This window comes from Alteribacter natronophilus (assembly GCF_006007885.1).
Classification (GTDB): domain Bacteria; phylum Bacillota; class Bacilli; order Bacillales; family Salisediminibacteriaceae; genus Alteribacter; species Alteribacter natronophilus.
On the sequence record NZ_VCRO01000001.1, the window covers coordinates 951,839 to 969,912 of the forward strand.

Consider the following 18,074-nt stretch of genomic DNA (forward strand, 5'->3'; position numbering starts at 1 on the left):
TCAGTTCCCCTTTCCGCCTGATCCGGCCTTTTCACCGATCCGGCTTTCATTCCCACTGACAAGACGGCTGATATTCGTTCTGTGCCGCCAGAAGGAAAGAGCTGTAATAATAAGCAGAATATACAGGTATGTATTGTCACTAATCATAAAAAGAGTCAGAGCCGTAGTACCGGCAATAAAAATAAGGGACCCGAGAGAAACATAGCGCGTGACTGCTATGGCAGCAATAGCAGCAATCCCTGCAATAAGAGCCTGCCAGAACACCAGAGTTGCCAGAACGCCGATTGTTGTAGCCACCCCTTTGCCGCCTCTGAACCCATAGTAGACCGGCCAGTTGTGACCGATGATGGACGCAAGACCGGCAGCTCCTGCTGCAAGGGGGTCCCCACCAGTCAGACCAAGGCCAAGCCACACCGCCGCAACACCTTTAAAGCAGTCAAGGAGCAGCACGGTAACGGCAGGACCAATTCCAAGAACCCTCAGCGTATTCGTTGCTCCTGCATTACCGCTTCCATGCTGGCGAATATCAACTTTTCTGAGTTTTTTCGCAATTATCATGCTGAAACTTACAGAACCTAAAAGATACGAAATAATGACAGCTGTTACAAGTAACATCACAACCCCCGCTTTCTTTTACGCTCTTTTCGTGAAGTCTGCTGCTGACGAAAGTAATCTTCGCTTCTGGTGAACACTTTCCGCAGGCATCACTCCAGTCTGCCCGGAAAAACGATCCTGCGCGGTCTAAGTTGATGCCATGCCTGCAGGAGTGGCCACCTTTCACTTCCATTATTAAGCAGCAATCCATCCGAAAACAGCCTTCTTTTAAAACGATTGAATTCATTTTGGAAGTCTATTAATTCTTCTGCAGAAAAGACCGGCAGACCTGCCGGAAACTGATCCTGCAGGTCTCCCCTGGCACATTAATCATTCTTTTTTCTGGCAAGAATCCGGATTGGTGTGCCCGTAAAGTTGAACGTGTCCCGGATTTTATTTTCCAGATAACGGCGATAGGAAAAGTGAAGAAGCTCGGGATCGTTAACAAAAAGAACGAACGTTGGCGGTGCAACAGCCACCTGGGTTGCATAGTTGATTTTAAGACGGCGTCCGCCATGATCGGTTGGTGTCGGATTCATCGTTACTGCATCGACAATCAGATCATTCAGGACGTTGGTCGGCACACGCTGGTTGTGGAATTCACTCACTTCGTTGACCATCGGTAAAACTTTATGCAGACGCTGTTTTGTTTTTGCTGAAACGAAAACCAGTGGAGCATAGTCCATGAACAGGAATTCATCCCTGATTTTCTGTTCAAACTCGCGCAGGGTCTTATCATCTTTTTCCACAGCATCCCATTTATTTACCACAATTATTACGGCACGGCCTTCTTCATGAGCATAACCTGCGATCCTTTTATCCTGCTCAATCATTCCTTCTTCGCCGTTAATAACCATAAGAACAACGTCGGATCGTTCAATTGCCCGCATAGCCCGGATCACGCTGTACTTTTCGGTACTTTCATATACCTTGCCTTTTTTCCGCATGCCGGCTGTATCAATAATGACATACTCCTGCCCGTCTTTTTCAAATGGTGTATCAATAGCGTCACGGGTTGTTCCCGGTATATCACTTACAATAACACGCTCTTCTCCCAGGAGGGCATTAACGAGGGAACTTTTTCCAACGTTCGGACGACCGATCAGACTGATCCTGATTGTATCCTCATCGTAGTCATCATCTGCATCAACAGGAAAATGCTCCGCTACAATGTCAAGCATATCACCAAGGCCGATACCGTGCGAACCTGAGATAGCTACCGGATCTCCAATTCCCAGACTGTAAAATTCGTACATTTTTTCATGGAGAGACGGGTCGTCCATTTTATTCACACCAAGCACAACCGGCTTTTTTGAACGGAACAGCATCTGGGCAACTTCCTCGTCCGCTCCCGTAATTCCATCACGTCCATTAACAATAAAAACGATAACATCGGCTTCTTCGATTGCCAGTTCAGCCTGATAACGCATCTGGGCCAGAAGCGGCTCGTCACCCACTTCGATCCCGCCTGTATCAATGACGTGAAACTCGTGGTTCAGCCATTCTCCATGCCCGTATATACGGTCACGGGTCACTCCTGGTTTATCTTCAACAATGGCAATTCTTTCTCCTACAATACGATTAAAAATTGTGGACTTTCCAACATTCGGACGGCCCACAATGGCTACTACCGGTTTTGGCATGCTCTGCCCCTCACTTTCCTGCTGTTACCGCCTGAAGATTACCAGGGGTTACAGCCACTTCTTTCATTGCTGCTGTGTAGTGTATGTAAAAACATGCTTCTAATAAGTCAGCAAAGGTATTCAGTATCAAAAATAAAACCCTTCCTTATGACGAAAGGGTCTTCAGCCAGCCAGTATATTATACCAAAAGCTCATCTGCTCCACAAATGTTCTTTTCGCAAGGTTGTTTTCGCAGAGATTGCTGCTGTAACAGCAGGCGTTTATCCAGACTTTCTTCCGAAAAGCTCTTTTCGTATTGGTTGTTGCTATTTACTGGTAAATTTCCGGAGCGAAAGGCCGCGACTCCCTCAGGAAAAGCAACAGCCAAAGACCCCGCAGGGACGAGCGTTTACATCGTGAGTTTGCTTCGAGCTGCTTCGACGCAGGTGCTTCGGAGCGATTCGAGCAGAGGAAGAAGCATGGTAACTACTCTGCAGGCTGAAGCCTTGCCCGCGGAAAGCGTCGGCCTGCAGCGGAGAAAAAAACAATCTTTCCCAAAACAGCCTTCCGAAAAGAGCTTTTTCGGAACCCGGCCGTGTTCAGGCATTTGCTTTTTTGCCTGCCACACGCGGTAAGGGATGTTTTGTGAGGAGAATGGATTTCAGAGAAGCTGCTGTATACTCCAGGCCGGACCATGCACTTAAAGCAAGAAAGGAGAAAGCGAGAATATCAAGCTGGGACAATCCTCCGGTGGTCAGACCTGCACCCCTGCCGTCATTAAGAATATTTACAAAGAGAGAAAACGCAATCCCTCCCTGAAAAATACCGGTGAAAAGGACTGCCGTACGAAGATGAAAATTTCGTCCAAGAAAGATTAAAAGCAGTGTTACAGCTCCTGCAAGAACATATTCAAAAGGTAGAAACATCCACACCGGCTCGTAGAAATAAACGTACTCCAGCCAGCCGAATATAACAGATACTGCAACTGACAGAAGCAGTGCCCCTGCAGTTCCCCCGGAACGGGCAACAATGACGTATCCCGCCCCGGCAAGGAGAAGGAGTCCCCCGTTCAGATCCACCCCCGAAACGCTTACAGTAAAAAATGAACCTGTAATGGCACCAAGAATAACCGACATAACGATAAATCCGTGCCTTGATATAAAAAATGCAGCAAAAATAAAACTGAGCCATGCCGCCCATAAAAACCAGAAGCCTTCCACATCCACATCCCCTTATACCTTTTTTTATACATAATCGGCTGTTTCAGGGGCAAACTATACGTGATTTTGTTAAAAGGAGGCATTTTAATGGGAAGAGATCGTCAGGAGAAAAAACTTAAACAGTCACATACCGTGGAATCGGACCGTGATCAGGCACTTCATTACAAAGGGGCAGCGGAGATGGAATCCCCGGAGAATGCCAAAAGCGACCGGCGTCAGCGGGAACGGTAAGCAGCATCTTTCTGCACCATAAAAGGCGGTGAATCAGCCGATAGGCCGGTTCACCGCCTTTTCCGCTTTCCTTTTAGCGTGGCAGGATGGAAACACTGCAGAAACACCGCCGATAATTCCGCAGTCAGCGAATTAAGTTTTCATCCCGGGCATTCTTCTGCTGAAAGCTTCTGTTCTGATCCCCCGCTCTGTAAGCCAGTGATGGGTAGAGCCGCTGATTACAGCAGGGACCGTCTGGAAAGAGCTTATATCTGTTATACCGAGAGCTGTCATAATCCATTTCAGTTCGTTTTCAATTGAATGGATATTTTCCACTACGTTATCCACTCCGCCCTCCTGCACCCAGGAAAGAATTCTTCCTGCCATACCTGCAGCAGAAGCCCCAAGAGCCAGACTTTTTGCCACATCCGAAGCGGACCGGATTCCCCCGCTTGCAAACACAGATTTTCCGGGATGGGCCTCACAGACTTCCGCAACGGAACACGCTGTGGGAATACCCCATTCATTAAAGAATGCCATTTCCCGGTCGCGCCGCTCGTTTTCTATAACCGAGAAGTTAGTTCCGCCGTGCCCTCCCACGTCCACAATAAGTGCTCCAGCCTCAAAGAGAGAGCCGGCTGCTTCGCGGGTCATTCCGAATCCGACTTCCTTAACAATTATCGGAATCCTGCTTTCCTCTGCAATTGCCCTGATCCGGTGCAGAGTCCCGGTAAAATCCCTGTCCCCTTCAGGCATGACAAGTTCCTGGATGACATTTAAATGTATCTGAAGTGCATCCGCCTCCAGCATGTCTATACATGCAAGAGCCTGTGAGACCGAGGCTTCACTGCCGACATTGGCGAAAACCAGGCCTTCCTGGTTTCTTTTTCTCACCACTTCATATGTACTCCGCTCGGAAGGGTCTTTTATTGCCGACATTTGTGATCCTACTGCAACGGGGATCCCGAGAATCCCGGCAGCCTCTGCAAGGGATCCGTTTATGGTCTCGGTCGCTTTTCCGCCCCCGCCTGTCATGGCATTAATATACAGCGGTGATTCGAACTTCAATCCCGCCGCTTCTGTTTCAAGACTGATTTCAGAGGTCTTCACTTCTGAAAGACTGTTATGTACAAACCTGATGTCACTAAGACCCGACTCTCCGGCCTGTTCCAGTTTCAGTGCACCCCGGAGGTGATCCATCTTACGCTGTGCCCTGCTCATGCCAACACCTGCCTACTGTTAAGTTTTCTGCTGGGATATAACGTTTTTTCTTCTGCTTCAGGACCCTTGCCTTTGAGCGATTCGCCGGAAAGGGTAAAAAACAGGCCCAGCAGCAGACCTTCCGTTACGTACGGAGTAACTGCGCGGGACCTGTAATATCTTTATTTTCTTAACGGAAAGATTGTTGTTTTTCTACGCTGCCGGCTGACGCTTCCACAGGCATTGCTTCAGCCTCCTCGGGAAAACCGCACTGCGGGGTCTTTCGTTGGCGCTGTTCCCGCAGGAGTGTCGCGCGTTCGCTCCAATCAACTATTAAATATCAACGTTAAGATTGAACAAAGCCTTTTTATTTATACTTTTTGAGCTGATCACCAATCATATCACCAAGCGAGAATCCGGAATTATCATCTTCTTTCTGGTACTCCCGTTCCTGCTGACGATTGGACTCCTGACGGGACTCCTCTTCAAGAGAACGGATTGAGAGAGAAATTCGCTTGTCGTGAATATTAACATCAAGCACTTTAGCCTGAACCGTCTGGCCTTCTTCAAGTACCTCGCCAGGCGTACCGATATGCCGGTTGGCAATCTGGGAGATATGAACAAGTCCTTCTACACCCGGTCCAATCTCAATAAAGGCTCCAAATGAGACCAGGCGTTTTACCTTCCCTTCGACAACGTCGCCTGCTTTCACTTTTCCTTCAAACTGCTGCCACGGTCCTGGAAGAGTTTCTTTAATGGAAAGTGAAATGCGCTCATTATCAGGGTCGACCCCTAGAACTTTTACATTGATTTTGTCCCCTTCACTGACAACTTCAGAAGGTGTTTCCACATGATGGTGAGCCATCTGTGAAATGTGAACCAGCCCGTCAACGCCGCCGATATCAACAAAAGCACCGAAGTCCGTCAGACGCTGGACTGTCCCTTCAATAACATCCCCTTCATGAATGTTTTCAAGGGTGCTGCGTTTCCGATCCTGAGCTTCAGCATCAAGAACGGCACGCTGGGAAAGAATCAGTTTGTTCTTTTCACGATCCATTTCCACTACTTTAAGACGCAGTGATTTCCCCTTGTAGTCGGAAAAATCCTCCACATAGTGGCGCTCCACGAGAGATGCGGGAATAAAACCCCGTACACCTACATCAACGACAAGTCCGCCTTTAACTACATCGGCAACTTCCGCCTCGAATGTCTCGCCATTTTCAAGTTTCTCTTCCATATCTGCCCAGGCTTTCTCAGCTGCCACGGCGCGTTTGGAAAGTACAAGCTCGTCGTCTGAAGCTTTAGTAACCTTCAGTTCGATTTCGTCTCCTTCAGAAAGAACGTCACTTACTTTTTCCACGTGGAGACTGGAAAGCTCGCTGATTGGTAAAACGCCGTCTGTTTTATATCCGACGTTCACATATGCTTGTTTTTCTTCCACTTTCGTTACTGTTCCAGTAACGATTTCTCCGACGGAAAAGGATTTAACTTCCGCCATTTCGTTGTTCATTTCTTCTGCCATTGACAATTACCTCCCTAACCCCGGTTACACGGGAACGTTGAAACTTTTTTATCTTAAGCTCTCACTGTGAAGTGAAAGTTTTACCCTTTTTTATTCCCCGGATGGTTTTCAAGTAATCCCCGAATTCCTTCCATGATGGCTGCGGTTGCCTCCTCGGCGGAAGCTTTTTCGGATCGTAATTTTTCCATATCTACAGGACTTCCGTAGACAATTGTAAGCCGTGAAAATGGCTTATAACTGCCTGTAATCGCAGCCGGAACAACATAGGCTTTTGATCTCAGGGCAAAAAATCCAACGCCGGCAAGTCCGCCACCCAGTTCACCTGTTTTACTCCTGGTACCTTCAGGGAATATTCCTATCATTTCTTCATCCTTCAAAAGACCGAGGCCGGTTCGAAGTGCCTGGCGGTCACTCATTCCCCGGCGGATCGGAAAAGCACCAAGTTTTGGAAGCAGCCCTTTAAGAATCGGCATTGAAAAGAGTTCTGATTTGGCCATGTAACGCGTATCCCTTTTCAGGAATGCTCCCAGAAAAGGGGGATCCAGATAGTGTATATGGTTGCAGCAGAGGAGAACGCCTCCGTCTGACGGAATGTTTTCCCTGCCCTCGACTCTGACTCTGAAAAATAATCTTAAAAAAGTACGGCAGATAAATTTTCCGACTTTATAAATACCGGGCTTCACGTCAACTTCCCCTCTTTCGGACTATATCGAGTATCGTATCTATCACCTGTTCTGCGGAAAGCTCGGTGGAATCCACTTCCACAGCATCACTCGCCTTTTTAAGGGGTGCAATTTCCCGTTCAGAGTCAATACGGTCGCGCCTGGCAATCTCGGTTATGAGCGTTTCATAGTCCGAAGGCATCCCTTTCGCGATCTGTTCTTCGTGCCGGCGCCGGGCACGCTCCTCCACTGAGGCTGTAAGAAAAATCTTAACCTCGGCTTCCGGCAGGACGGCTGTCCCAATATCACGGCCATCCATAACGGTGCGTTTGGACTTTGCCATCTCCTGCTGCTTGCGTACCATTTCACGGCGTACCTGCTCATGCCGGGCGATATAGGATACGTTAGCCGTTACATCCGAAGATCGGATCGCTTCTGTAACATTTTCTCCATTTACAACTACAAGTCCTGTTTCCGCATCTTTGCCGAGGACAATGACCATTTCCTTTAGATGGCCCATAACAGCCTCTTCATTATGTACGTCTGCCTGGTGTTTTAATGCTTCATATGTGAGGGCCCTGTACATAGCTCCCGTATCAATATAAACAAAGCTGAGTCGGGCGGCCACTTCTCTGGCTACAGTACTTTTTCCTGCCCCTGCAGGACCATCAATTGCAATATTAATCAGCTGCTCCATGTTGTCTCTTCTACCTCTCTTAAAACGAATCAAGCATCGTTCCGTAAATTCTCATTCTTCTCTTAATACTATCACATCATGTGAACGAAGGTCTATTTATAGACTCCTTCAATCACCCAGTCCGGATGTATTTACTGACTTCGAGGTTCATTTGATTTTTCCTTTTTTTCGTACGAAAATCATCAGAAATTGTGCTTTTACCTTGTTTTGATGATTATAGCGGGCAAGTGTCTCCCGATTGTTCCGTATATGCACCCTCCCCGCAAATAAAATCACTCCGGGACGGATCCCGGAGTGACGTTTATTCAGTCAAAATCATAAACCGGTTCTGCCCGGTCCATTTTTTCAACACGTTCTTCCCTGCCGTTTTCGGCGTTAATAAAGATCCGGTACGTATCGTCATCAATTGTACCGAAGAACTCGTGACACAGAACCTCTTCTTCCAGTTCATTTTCAATAACGGCCAGGTGATGCTCCATCACTTCCAGTGCCGGATTGAGCCGATCCCGTGCCTCCTCCCGGGTAAGTGACTGATTAACCGGTTTTTCCTTTTCGTGGTTGGCGATATAGGAGAACCCTTCATACCCGATAATGTCTCCGTTATCCAGTGCCACCTCGACTACAACCGCATCGGAGTATACTCTTACATCATTCTGCATATGGGCGAAATTGAAAACACCGGTGTTCTCGTACTGTTTGCTGTCAACGAGGGCCATTGATTCGAATCCGTTTTTCTCAAGGAACTTCCCGGCTTTTTCGGAAGCATCATAAAGACTGATGTCGGCTGTTTCAATCTGACGGTCTTCCAGCAGCCAGAGAGGTTTTCCCCCTTTTTTCGTAATGTCCATATAGATATCGTGACCATCATCCGGATCCTCAATTGTCAGGCTGTATGCCTTGTAGGCAAGGCCGTCACCAGTGGTGTCCACTTCCACTTCGAAATCCTTATCGCGATCAAGGAATTCGCCTGCAATATCCACTGCTTCCTGCTCATCAATTTCCTCGAGGCCCTCAACCCGTTCGGCAATCTCTTCATCGGTCTTGGTAATATGACCTGAATCCGGACCGAAATCAGTTTCAGAAAAATGCCCGGCTTTTTCGTCAATGATTTCAAACCCGTTAATGATCGCATTGTCACCGGGGTTGTCCTGTGCGGCCATGGCAAGTTCAACGTCCATCCACTTCAGATTATCATTAATCACCATCCCCTGAACTTTACGCATCTCATCCTGAATCTCACCCGACTGACTGTAGAGCGTTTTCAGCTGCTCGTATTCTTCTTCCGAGAGTGGTTCCTGATCAAGGTCACGCACCGCGTTCCGGTAGGAGAAGTCTCCGATTTTATGAAGGAACTCCTCTGTCTTGCTGAATGGCATGAGTGACATCGGCAGCTGTCCGAGATCACTCTGTGCTTCGGACGTTATTCTCCATACATCCGTCAATGATGGAGAAAGCCTTTCCCTCGAGTTCATGGCAAGGGCTGATCCAAGTTCATCGTGCAGATGGTCAAGATCATAACTGAGTTCATGAAATGCACGCTGGTAATTGTTCTCCGCCTGAATGAGGACAGCATTTTTCTCCTGGTGCTCAAGGTAGCCCCAGTAACCGGTTCCAAGTACAGCAACAACAAGCAATGCTATCAAGACTGATCGTATCACTATTTTTCCACCTCCGTTTATTCACAGAAAATATGTTTGCCGATCCGCTTAATCTGCGGCCGGGACCAGATCCAGCCTGATGTAGCTGTGTCCGGGTTAAAATAGTAAAGGGCATCTCCTGATGGATCCTGACCGTTAATGGCATCAAGAACAGCTCTTCTTGCAGTATCATCCGGATCAAGATTGATCTGACCGTCGGCTACTGCCGTAAAAGCACGCGGTTCAAAAATGACTCCTGCAGGATCGTTGGGGAATGTCGGACTCTCAATCCGGTTCAGGATAACTGCTGCAACAGCAACCTGGCCTGTATACGGCTCTCCGCGCGCCTCGCCATAAACAGCCTGTGCCATTATCTGAATATCATTGTCTGTGAATCCTTCAGGAGTGTTAATAGCTTCCTGAATGTCTGCTTCGTCATCTCCGGGAGCAGCATCCTCTTCCGGTGTTTCATCAGGGATATCCTCTTCAGGTGCTCCCTCATCCGGGGCCGGAGCCGCTTCAGGCGTTCCTTCAGGAGCCGGGGCCGTTTCGTCAGCCGGGGCTTCCGGCTGCTCACCAGGTTCAGGTGCAGCTTCCCCAGGTGCTGGTGTTTCAGGTGCCGGGGCCTCAGGGGAAGGCTGTGCCGGAGCAGGTTCAGACGGCTTTCGGGCAGTTTCCTCTCTTCCAGGCTTACCTGTTCCCGGCTTCTTTCCTTTCTGCTTATCCAGCGGCATACCGCCGTAATGCGTAAACTTACGCCCTTCCTTAAGCATTCTGTGTACAAACTCTTTATCAAAGTCCGTTGATTTTTCGAGCATATGCTTCATTTTCGGGCCTACGAGCCCGTCCACATCCAGACCAAATTCCTCCTGGTATTTTTTCACTGACCAGTAAGTTCCCCAGCCGTAAACTCCATCAATAGTGTCGTGATAAAAACCGATATACTGGAGTCTGGACTGAAGTTCAACCACATCATCACCTGTTGCCCCTTTCTGTATGATCTGATCGGAAAAAGCATCTGCGCTTTCCGGAAGCAGAACTGAAATCTGCATACATACAAGGAGAGCGACAAGGATTCGCGTCAGACGTCCTGTTTTCCTCTTCTTCATGTTGTAATCCTCCCTCTTCTGAGCGTATTCAGACGAATCTTGCCTTTCGTAATGGTAGTTTTCACCTGCTCCCAGATTTTATTCAAATGCTTAAAACATGGCTGAATTGAGAAATCAAAGCTGCTTTCCTCCGGCACTTAACGCGCTCATGCTGACGTCATGGAGGCCGCATTCGCCTCCTCCATTTTTCACATAAAAAACCCGGAAGACAGGTTACTGCCTTCCGGGTTCCTTTTTGTCAGCATGATCAGCCTTTATTCAGGGGTTACATCAATAGCAAGGTTGGACTCGTTTCCGCAGACACAGCGTTTAAAACCTGTATCATAACCGCCTTCACTGTTCGGTCTGCCACGGAGAATATACTTTTCTCCGCACTGCTCACACCGGATCGTCACCTTGTAGCGTGGTTTCGTTTCAGTCAACGGTCTCACTCCTTTTCGGGTTTAGGATGGTCTGTCTTTTTATTTCGTTTTCCATACTATACACTGAACACTTTTCCAGTTTCAACCGGGAGCCTGTTTTATCCCGCTTCATACTTTGAATAGTATTTTGCCTGCATGCGGTTCGCTCTTTTTACTTTCCTCAGAGCATACACCCAGAGAAAAATCATAAAGGGGATAACCGCATATGTCCAGTAATTCTGTGTCAGAATAATAAAATTGTAGATGCCGTGCAGGATAACAGGAATCAGCAGGGCAAGTCCAGCTTTAGTTTTCTTTCCCTTATTGCTGAATTTAGCTTTCCCTAAATAATACCCCATTACCACGCCGAATAACGCATGACTTGAAACAGGCAGCACCGCCCGCAGAAAAGCCTGGTCCACCCCCGCCGACAGAAGGTAGAATATATTTTCCACCGTGGCAAAACCCAGTGCCACCGCACATGCGTATACAATTCCATCGTAACGCTCATTAAAGTGAACGTGATGAAAAACGGTAAAATAAACAAGAAACCATTTAAAGAATTCCTCTGTCAGAGCTGTCTGGACAAAGGCGGTCAGAAAATAGGACTGAAGCAGACCTTCCTCATCAAAAGCAAACTGAATAAACATAACCGGAAAAACAAGGAGACAGCCGAAAAGAAAGCAGCGTGCAACGGTAATCAGCGGCTCGTTTTCAAATTCATCTTTAAGATAAAAAAATGCAAGCAGCGCAGCAGATGGCGCCAGGGCAGCAGCGATAACAGCTAACATCGGCTGAATTCCTTTCTTCTGCAGCCGGCTGGACGGAACTCAGCTGCGAAATGATATACTGAAACCTGTCAGGTGCGTATAGGAAAATCATAACGAATCGAAAGCCTCCTGCCAATAGGTTTCAGCTGTATCTTTACACAGGAAATACCCCCGAACGTTAAAAGGAGATGATAATTATGAAAAAATTACTCATTATACATACCGGCGGTACGATTGCCATGAGCGAGGATCCGGAAACAGGGGCCGTTAAGCCGAACCCGGCCAACCCTCTTCACAATGTGCTGAAAGCGGTGGATGATATCGAACTGATGGCAGAGGATTTCCTCAATGTCCCATCCCCTCATATGACGCCGGCTCACATGGTTCATCTTGCAAAGCGAATTGATAAAAGGGTAATGGAGGAAAAAATTGACGGCGTCGTTGTCACCCACGGAACAGACACACTTGAGGAAACGGCTTATATGCTCGATTTAATTCTCGAGACCGAAATACCCGTCGTTGTCACAGGTGCCATGCGTTCCAGCAACGAGCTCGGCTCTGATGGCCCCTACAACCTGTACAGTTCCATAAGGGCAGCCGCCAGCTCAGAAGCGAGAAACAAAGGAGTGCTCGTCGTTCTCAACGACGAAATCCATACGGCCAAAAACGTTACAAAAACCCACACAAGCAACATCGCCACTTTTCAGAGCCCCCAGTATGGGCCGATTGGGATCGTATCAAAGCGCGGAATCCACTTTCACCACCACCCGGTAACCGCACCGCGTTTTGTTGTCCCGAGTGTACAGAAGAAAGTGCTGCTTCTAAAAGCAGCTGCCGGCATGGAAGCGGAGCTGATAGAAGCAATCTGCAGCACCCCGCTTGACGGCCTCATCATCGAAGCTTTCGGGCAGGGAAATCTCCCTCCTGCAACGATCGATGCCTTTAAATCCCTGATCGACCGGGGTGTGCCGATTGTCCTTGTTTCGCGCTGCTTTAATGGTGTAGTACAGGATGTTTACGGGTACGAAGGCGGCGGCAGACAGCTCAAGGAGCTGGGTATGATTTTTACGAACGGCCTCAATGGACAAAAAGCCCGTCTGAAACTTATGGTTGCGCTCGAAAAGACGTCTGACCGTGAGCGGCTGCAGGAGATTTTTAATCAGTAATACCTCTTCGGGAAGACACCACCTGCAACTTCGGTTTCAAACCTTACGCCATTTCGTAAAGTCTGCTGCCGGCAAGGGTAATCCTCACTTCAGGTGAGCGCTTTACGCGGGCATCACTTCAGCCTCCGTCCTAAAACAGCCAATCTTAAAAGGCAGCTCCGATAACGTCCGGGCTGCCTTACTTTTATCCTCTCGCTGCGATTGTATCTGCAATCGATTCTCCGTGATGCCTGCCGTTTTCAATAAAAATTTCGTTGGCATTGTTTCCTGCCGCAATAACCCCTGCAATAAAAATACCATTTACGTTCGTTTCCATCGTATCTCCGTTGAAAAGGGGCCGGCCCGATTCATCGTCAATATCCACACCCATTTCCCGGATAAAGGAATGATCAGGCCGATATCCGGTCATGGCAAAGACAAAATCGCAAGGCGTGCTCTGTTTCCTGCCTTCACGATCCGTGAAGATCACTCGATCCTCGGTAATTTCTGTCACACCTGCACCGAAAAACATTCTGATTTCGTCCTTTTTAACAAGACCGTCAAACTCGGGGAGGATCCATGGCTTAATACTTTTTGAATATCCGTCACCTCTGTAGAGCACGGTTACATCAGCACCGGCTTTTTCAAGTTCAAGCGCAGCATCCACCGCAGAGTTTTTCCCCCCAATCACACAGACACGCTGATGAAAATACGGGTGGGCTTCCTTGAAGTAATGAAACACGTGGGGCTGATTCTCCCCTTCGATCCCCATAAGATTCGGTGAGTCATAATAACCGGTAGCCACGATCACATTTTCCGCCGAATAGGTTCTGTTCTCCCCGCCCTGTCTGGTGGTAACGGCAAAAACACCTTCTTCGTTTTTCCTAACTGATGTCACTTCCTCATACGCATGTATACGAAGCTGCTTTTCCTTGACTACCTGTCTGTAGTAGACAAGCGCTTCATTTCGTTTCGGCTTTCTTTCCGTGCTGTAAAAAGGGATATCACCGATCGCAAGCTTTTCACTCGTGCTGAAAAACTGCTGATGGGTGGGATAATTATAAATGGCGTTAACAACATTTCCCCGCTCAATAACGAGAGCTTCGATTCCTTTATTTTTAAGGGCGATTGCAGCAGCAAGGCCGCAGGGACCCGCTCCGATAATAATCGCTTTTTCTTTAGTCACAGCTGATATCATCCTTTTTTCTTATTGTCTGTTAATAACTAAAACATAATCCGCACTGTTTAGGCAAGCGGGAACATATAAAAAAAGCCCCCTTGTCCAGGGAGCCTTTCTGTTTCATCACCACAGCTGCAGCACGGTCAGATCCAGCCTCTGAAACGGCTTGCTTCTGCCATTTTTCTGACACCGACCATATAGGCTGCGAGACGCATATCCACATTTCTTGAGGTAGCGAGCCGGTATATATTATCAAAAGAACTGACCATTACTTTTTCCAGCCTTTCTTCAACTTCCTGCTCGGACCAGTAATATCCCTGATTGTTCTGAACCCATTCGAAGTAGGATACGGTCACACCTCCGGCACTCGCCAGAACATCGGGTACAAGCAGAACGTCCCGCTCACTCAGCATTCTCGTTGCTTCAATGGTTGTAGGACCATTGGCCGCTTCAACGACAATTCGAGCTTTGACGCTGTCGGCATTTTCCTCTGTAATCTGATTTTCTATAGCTGCCGGCACAAGGATGTCGCAGTCCAGTTCGAGGAGTTCCTCATTAGTCAGGGTTTCCTTAAACAGGTTCGAAACTGTGCCAAAGCTGTCGCGTCTGTCCAGCAGATAATCGATATCAAGACCGTCAGGGTCATGGAGAGCACCGTAAACATCGGATATTCCCACTACTTTTGCCCCCGCGTCATGCATAAATTTAGCCAGGAAACTGCCGGCATTCCCGAAGCCCTGAATGACCACCCGGGCCCCTTCGATATTGATGCCCTTTTTCTTGGCTGCCTCATAAATACATATCGTTACACCTTTTGCTGTTGCAGATTCACGGCCGTGGGAACCTCCAAGTACAATCGGTTTGCCTGTAATAAAACCTGGTGAATCAAACTCTTTCATTCGGCTGTATTCATCCATCATCCAGGCCATAATCTGGGAGTTGGTGAACACATCCGGAGCCGGTATATCCTTTGTTGGACCCACTATCTGACTGATTGCCCTTACGTATCCGCGGCTGAGCCGTTCGAGTTCCGGAAAGGACATCTTTCGCGGGTCACAGACAATTCCTCCTTTACCTCCACCATAAGGAAGATCCACAATGCCTGCTTTCAGGCTCATCCATATTGACAGCGCTTTCACTTCGGTTTCTGAGACATCCGGGTGAAAACGAACGCCGCCTTTTGTCGGGCCGACAGCATCGTTGTGCTGGGCACGGTAACCGGTAAACACTTCGATTGACCCATCGTCCATGCGTACAGGAATCCGTACTGTCATCATCCGCAAAGGCTCTTTCATCAGTTCGAATACTTCCTGCGGATAACCCAGTTTGTCGAGTGCCGTTTTTACAACAGTACGCGTAGACGTAAGTACATCCTGTCTGACCGCCTTCTCTTTGTTTCCCCCGGCTTTTCCGTTTTCAGTCTTCCCGTTTCCTTCCATTCATTTCACCTCAGCGTCTTATATGTAAGCTTATGTGTAAATGTAAGCTGAACATGTCTGTTCACTTACTACTATAAAGAACCTGCCGTCATTTTTCCACTACTGATTCACTATTTCAGGGAAAATAATGAGCTGCTGCTTCCAATTTCTAAAAGCAGCAGCCGCATGAAAGGGCTGTTAAATTATTTAAAATACGAAACCATGTGTTTTACAGCCTGCTCTTTCATAATTATCGTTCCGTATTCCAGAAGACGGTGAATGGTAACGTGGGAGCTCTGGCCGTATTCAGCAAGGACGGCAATGAATGAATCCGCATCATCCAGCAGATCCTGCTCGGTGAAATGAAGAAAGTACTTCCCCGAAAAAGAGATGAGCGTCCCTGCATCTACTCCGAGCTGATTAAGCCGGTGACACAGCTGAATGACATCTTCAAAGTCATGGCATTCATAAACAATGTCCTCGGTCTCTCCCAGAGTAATCTGCAGTTCGATATAGGAATCATCGAAGCTTTCGTCTTCTGTGTCCACTTCCTCACTGGATTTGGATACGATAATAACCATACCCTGGGCAGGAAGGGAGAACACTTCGACAACAACAGGCCCGTCAGGATCGAAACCCAGTTCCCTGCTTGCTTCAAGAATCATTTCCCTGAATAAATCATGTACTTTCGGAACATCCATCCACAGTTCTTCTTTGGAAATCCCGCGATCCTTCAAATCATCGAATGTAAGAAATATCTTGATTTTGTCGTAGGCCAAACGTTCCAGGCGCATGGACGACCCTCCTTGAAGGCTGTCACTTTTAAGAAGGGACCGGACGTTTACATCGAACACCCTGCAAATCACTTCGTTGTGACACTGTTTATTAATACAATATGTAAAGGAGGAAAATTGGTTCGACACTCCGCCTATTCTAAGTGCCCCTTATCCAGATGTCCCATTCATCATTACAGCTTCCTACAAGCATTTCCCCATATTCACTCTGATCTTCGGGACCGAGGGTCTGTACCGCCGCCCCTCCAACCCCCACTCTAAGAGTCGGAAAGTCTCTTCTTAAACTTTCCCCGAGCCGGAGAGTCTGATGCAGATGAGCGTCTATTGTACAGGACATAAAAAGCATTGATGGGGCTACCTGTTCAACCACTGTGGCAAGGTCCTTTTCCGGAATCCCAGCACCAAGGTAAATAACCTCATACCCCCGTCTTCTGAGATAGAGCGTAAAAATGAGAAGTCCGATTTCGTGAGTTTCATCTGGCCCGCAGACGCAGATCACTCTCGGAAGCAGTCCATCTGTAGGAAGCGTGTGGAAAATACTCCCGATTTTTGTCCGGAGGAAAGCGGAAATATAATGCTCGTGTGCAGTGGTTATCTCCCCTTTTTCCCACAGCTGGCCGACTTCATACAGGAGGTCAACAAGAATCCCGTTCATCACCTTTTCCACTGTAAACATCGCAAAAGCCTGATCGAGAATCTGGTTACTCTTCTGTTCCCTGAAATGAAGCAGTGCATCCAGCAGGTCGTTCCTCATTCCCGAGACCCTGTCATCGTGCTGCTCTGACTCGGTTCCGATTTCGGTTATTTCCTCATCTTCAAGGAGGCCGACTGCCTGTCCTATTGTGAACCCCTTCTCCACTTTATTGAGGAGCCATTTCAGAATGGCTACATGTTCATCTGTATAAAGTCTGTGACCGGCCTGATTCCTGACAGGTTCAATAATTTCATATCTTCGCTCCCAGGCCCTGAGCGTGCCTGCCTGTATACCGAGTAATTTAGAAACAGCTTTAATATTGTACTTCCCTTCCTTTCGGTTCATTTTGTTCCCTCCTTTCGCCAGGCCTGTGCCTGTTATACCTTATTTTGTACAGTATACCCTCACGACGCTTGTGTGTAAACTTTGTCTAACCTTTGGATATTGTTTGTTCATCTGTGCAGATTCTGATCATATGGCATTCTGATCTTGTACCGAGCCGGAAAGGAAGCCGGGTCGTACCAAATCCCTCGCTGATCAGAAGCCTCGTCCCGTTTCTGTACTTCCAGCCGCCCCGTTCGGCTATTCCAAAAGGACCCAGCCTGATCTGGCCTCCGTGTGTATGTCCCGTCAGTGCGTACCGGAATGTACCCGGAGCAAATGAATTTACTGTCTCCGGATTATGAGCAAGAAGTACTGCATAACCGGTAAGTTTACTATTCAGCAATGGGAAGTCCGGCTGTCCTGAAGTCAGATCGTCTGTACCTGCAAGACACCATGTACCGTATTCTTCTTCGAAAATCAGACAGTCGTCTTTCAGTATTTGAACACCGTTTTCTTTCAGTAGTTTTTCAAGTGCGTCCGAAGGCCATTCGTAATCATTGTTTCCCCAGACAAAAATAACAGGTGCGAGACGTTTAAGCAGTCTGATATTTGTTTCAATCCGCTGCCGTGGGACACCTTTTTCGGCAAGATCCCCTGCAATCCAGACCATATCTGTATGTCCCTGCTCCAGGTCCCTGACAAGGCTTTTCACCGAGCGGCGGTGAATGTCGGAAATGAATAGTACTTTCCGGGTTCTCATTTTGATTGGCAAACCTGCTGTTTCATGTGTCACTCTGTAATTCCTCGCCAGGTATACCATATGTACAGCAGCCAGCCCCGCTGTTACCGCTGCTGCAATCAGAAAATATATCATT

The 18,074-nt window shown here is 47.8% G+C and carries 18 protein-coding genes; 2 read left to right on the forward strand and 16 right to left on the reverse strand.

Going from position 1 to position 18,074, the window contains the following annotated elements:
• The 3 genes from plsY to FGB90_RS04760 all read right to left on the reverse strand — a co-directional run bounded on the left by plsY (position 1) and on the right by FGB90_RS04760 (position 3,436).
• Positions 1 to 615, reverse strand: a complete 615-nt coding sequence (gene plsY / locus FGB90_RS04750; protein WP_138809398.1) for a glycerol-3-phosphate 1-O-acyltransferase PlsY — start codon at positions 613 to 615, stop codon at positions 1 to 3.
• 305 nt (positions 616 to 920) lie between these two features.
• Positions 921 to 2,237, reverse strand: coding sequence for a ribosome biogenesis GTPase Der (gene der / locus FGB90_RS04755; RefSeq protein WP_138809399.1), 1,317 nt, complete (start codon positions 2,235 to 2,237; stop codon positions 921 to 923).
• Positions 2,238 to 2,815: 578 nt separating this feature from the next.
• Positions 2,816 to 3,436, reverse strand: a complete 621-nt coding sequence (locus FGB90_RS04760) for a YphA family membrane protein (protein WP_138809400.1) — start codon at positions 3,434 to 3,436, stop codon at positions 2,816 to 2,818.
• An 87-nt stretch (positions 3,437 to 3,523) separates the two neighbouring features.
• Between FGB90_RS04760 and FGB90_RS04765 the strand changes: the two genes are divergently transcribed.
• Positions 3,524 to 3,667, forward strand: a complete 144-nt coding sequence (locus tag FGB90_RS04765; protein WP_138809401.1) for a YpzI family protein — start codon at positions 3,524 to 3,526, stop codon at positions 3,665 to 3,667.
• 132 nt (positions 3,668 to 3,799) lie between these two features.
• Here the strand turns inward: FGB90_RS04765 and fni are convergent, their stop codons facing one another.
• The 8 genes from fni to prsW form a co-directional block, all read right to left on the reverse strand.
• Positions 3,800 to 4,867 (reverse strand): type 2 isopentenyl-diphosphate Delta-isomerase, encoded by a 1,068-nt coding sequence (gene fni, locus FGB90_RS04770; RefSeq protein ID WP_138809402.1) that lies wholly within the window; start codon positions 4,865 to 4,867, stop codon positions 3,800 to 3,802.
• A 346-nt stretch (positions 4,868 to 5,213) separates the two neighbouring features.
• The gene (rpsA, locus tag FGB90_RS04775; protein ID WP_138809403.1) at positions 5,214 to 6,368 is read right to left on the reverse strand and encodes a 30S ribosomal protein S1; all 1,155 of its coding nucleotides are present in this window, start codon (positions 6,366 to 6,368) and stop codon (positions 5,214 to 5,216) included.
• Positions 6,369 to 6,448: 80 nt separating this feature from the next.
• Positions 6,449 to 7,051, reverse strand: a complete 603-nt coding sequence (locus FGB90_RS04780; protein ID WP_306419219.1) for a lysophospholipid acyltransferase family protein — start codon at positions 7,049 to 7,051, stop codon at positions 6,449 to 6,451.
• Position 7,052: 1 nt separating this feature from the next.
• A complete protein-coding gene (gene cmk, locus FGB90_RS04785) occupies positions 7,053 to 7,727 on the reverse strand; it encodes a (d)CMP kinase (protein ID WP_138809404.1) in 675 nt (224 codons plus the stop codon).
• A gap of 305 nt (positions 7,728 to 8,032) precedes the next feature.
• Complete coding sequence (gene ypeB, locus FGB90_RS04790; RefSeq protein WP_138809405.1) at positions 8,033 to 9,385, reverse strand: germination protein YpeB; 1,353 nt, start codon at positions 9,383 to 9,385, stop codon at positions 8,033 to 8,035.
• A 17-nt stretch (positions 9,386 to 9,402) separates the two neighbouring features.
• Positions 9,403 to 10,473: a spore cortex-lytic enzyme gene (sleB, locus tag FGB90_RS04795; protein ID WP_138809406.1), complete on the reverse strand. Its 1,071-nt coding sequence runs from the start codon at positions 10,471 to 10,473 to the stop codon at positions 9,403 to 9,405.
• A 254-nt stretch (positions 10,474 to 10,727) separates the two neighbouring features.
• Positions 10,728 to 10,895 carry a hypothetical protein gene (locus FGB90_RS19590; protein WP_171051702.1) on the reverse strand — a complete coding sequence of 56 codons (168 nt, stop codon included), beginning with the start codon at positions 10,893 to 10,895 and terminating at the stop codon, positions 10,728 to 10,730.
• Between the two features lie 98 nt (positions 10,896 to 10,993).
• Positions 10,994 to 11,665 (reverse strand): glutamic-type intramembrane protease PrsW, encoded by a 672-nt coding sequence (gene prsW, locus FGB90_RS04800; RefSeq protein WP_138809407.1) that lies wholly within the window; start codon positions 11,663 to 11,665, stop codon positions 10,994 to 10,996.
• Positions 11,666 to 11,841: 176 nt separating this feature from the next.
• Between prsW and FGB90_RS04805 the strand changes: the two genes are divergently transcribed.
• On the forward strand, positions 11,842 to 12,810 hold the full coding sequence (locus tag FGB90_RS04805; protein ID WP_138809408.1) for an asparaginase: 969 nt from the start codon (positions 11,842 to 11,844) through the stop codon (positions 12,808 to 12,810).
• Between the two features lie 184 nt (positions 12,811 to 12,994).
• On the opposite strand, the gene FGB90_RS04810 is transcribed toward FGB90_RS04805, so the two are convergent.
• The 5 genes from FGB90_RS04810 to FGB90_RS04830 all read right to left on the reverse strand — a co-directional run bounded on the left by FGB90_RS04810 (position 12,995) and on the right by FGB90_RS04830 (position 18,073).
• Complete coding sequence (locus FGB90_RS04810) at positions 12,995 to 13,975, reverse strand: YpdA family putative bacillithiol disulfide reductase (RefSeq protein ID WP_138809409.1); 981 nt, start codon at positions 13,973 to 13,975, stop codon at positions 12,995 to 12,997.
• Between the two features lie 137 nt (positions 13,976 to 14,112).
• Positions 14,113 to 15,408 (reverse strand): Glu/Leu/Phe/Val family dehydrogenase, encoded by a 1,296-nt coding sequence (locus FGB90_RS04815; protein ID WP_138809410.1) that lies wholly within the window; start codon positions 15,406 to 15,408, stop codon positions 14,113 to 14,115.
• A gap of 182 nt (positions 15,409 to 15,590) precedes the next feature.
• Positions 15,591 to 16,181, reverse strand: coding sequence for a genetic competence negative regulator (locus FGB90_RS04820; RefSeq protein ID WP_138809411.1), 591 nt, complete (start codon positions 16,179 to 16,181; stop codon positions 15,591 to 15,593).
• Positions 16,182 to 16,320: 139 nt separating this feature from the next.
• Entirely contained in the window at positions 16,321 to 17,220 is a 900-nt protein-coding gene (locus tag FGB90_RS04825; RefSeq protein WP_138809412.1) for a MerR family transcriptional regulator, read from the reverse strand.
• Positions 17,221 to 17,305: 85 nt separating this feature from the next.
• Positions 17,306 to 18,073, reverse strand: coding sequence for a metallophosphoesterase (locus tag FGB90_RS04830; RefSeq protein ID WP_138809413.1), 768 nt, complete (start codon positions 18,071 to 18,073; stop codon positions 17,306 to 17,308).
• Position 18,074 lies beyond the last annotated feature (1 nt).

What these genes read in the sequence shown, in the direction of transcription:
- FGB90_RS04815 (WP_138809410.1), bottom strand. Translation starts at nt 15,408, where the DNA reads ATGGAAGGAAACGGGAAGACTGAAAACGGAAAAGCCGGGGGAAACAAA.
- FGB90_RS04805 (WP_138809408.1), top strand. Translation starts at nt 11,842, where the DNA reads ATGAAAAAATTACTCATTATACATACCGGCGGTACGATTGCCATGAGC.
- rpsA (WP_138809403.1), bottom strand. Translation starts at nt 6,368, where the DNA reads ATGGCAGAAGAAATGAACAACGAAATGGCGGAAGTTAAATCCTTTTCC.
- fni (WP_138809402.1), bottom strand. Translation starts at nt 4,867, where the DNA reads ATGAGCAGGGCACAGCGTAAGATGGATCACCTCCGGGGTGCACTGAAA.
- sleB (WP_138809406.1), bottom strand. Translation starts at nt 10,473, where the DNA reads ATGAAGAAGAGGAAAACAGGACGTCTGACGCGAATCCTTGTCGCTCTC.
- prsW (WP_138809407.1), bottom strand. Translation starts at nt 11,665, where the DNA reads ATGTTAGCTGTTATCGCTGCTGCCCTGGCGCCATCTGCTGCGCTGCTT.
- FGB90_RS04830 (WP_138809413.1), bottom strand. Translation starts at nt 18,073, where the DNA reads ATGATATATTTTCTGATTGCAGCAGCGGTAACAGCGGGGCTGGCTGCT.
- cmk (WP_138809404.1), bottom strand. Translation starts at nt 7,727, where the DNA reads ATGGAGCAGCTGATTAATATTGCAATTGATGGTCCTGCAGGGGCAGGA.
- FGB90_RS04765 (WP_138809401.1), top strand. Translation starts at nt 3,524, where the DNA reads ATGGGAAGAGATCGTCAGGAGAAAAAACTTAAACAGTCACATACCGTG.
- der (WP_138809399.1), bottom strand. Translation starts at nt 2,237, where the DNA reads ATGCCAAAACCGGTAGTAGCCATTGTGGGCCGTCCGAATGTTGGAAAG.
- FGB90_RS04825 (WP_138809412.1), bottom strand. Translation starts at nt 17,220, where the DNA reads ATGAACCGAAAGGAAGGGAAGTACAATATTAAAGCTGTTTCTAAATTA.
- FGB90_RS04820 (WP_138809411.1), bottom strand. Translation starts at nt 16,181, where the DNA reads ATGCGCCTGGAACGTTTGGCCTACGACAAAATCAAGATATTTCTTACA.
- plsY (WP_138809398.1), bottom strand. Translation starts at nt 615, where the DNA reads ATGTTACTTGTAACAGCTGTCATTATTTCGTATCTTTTAGGTTCTGTA.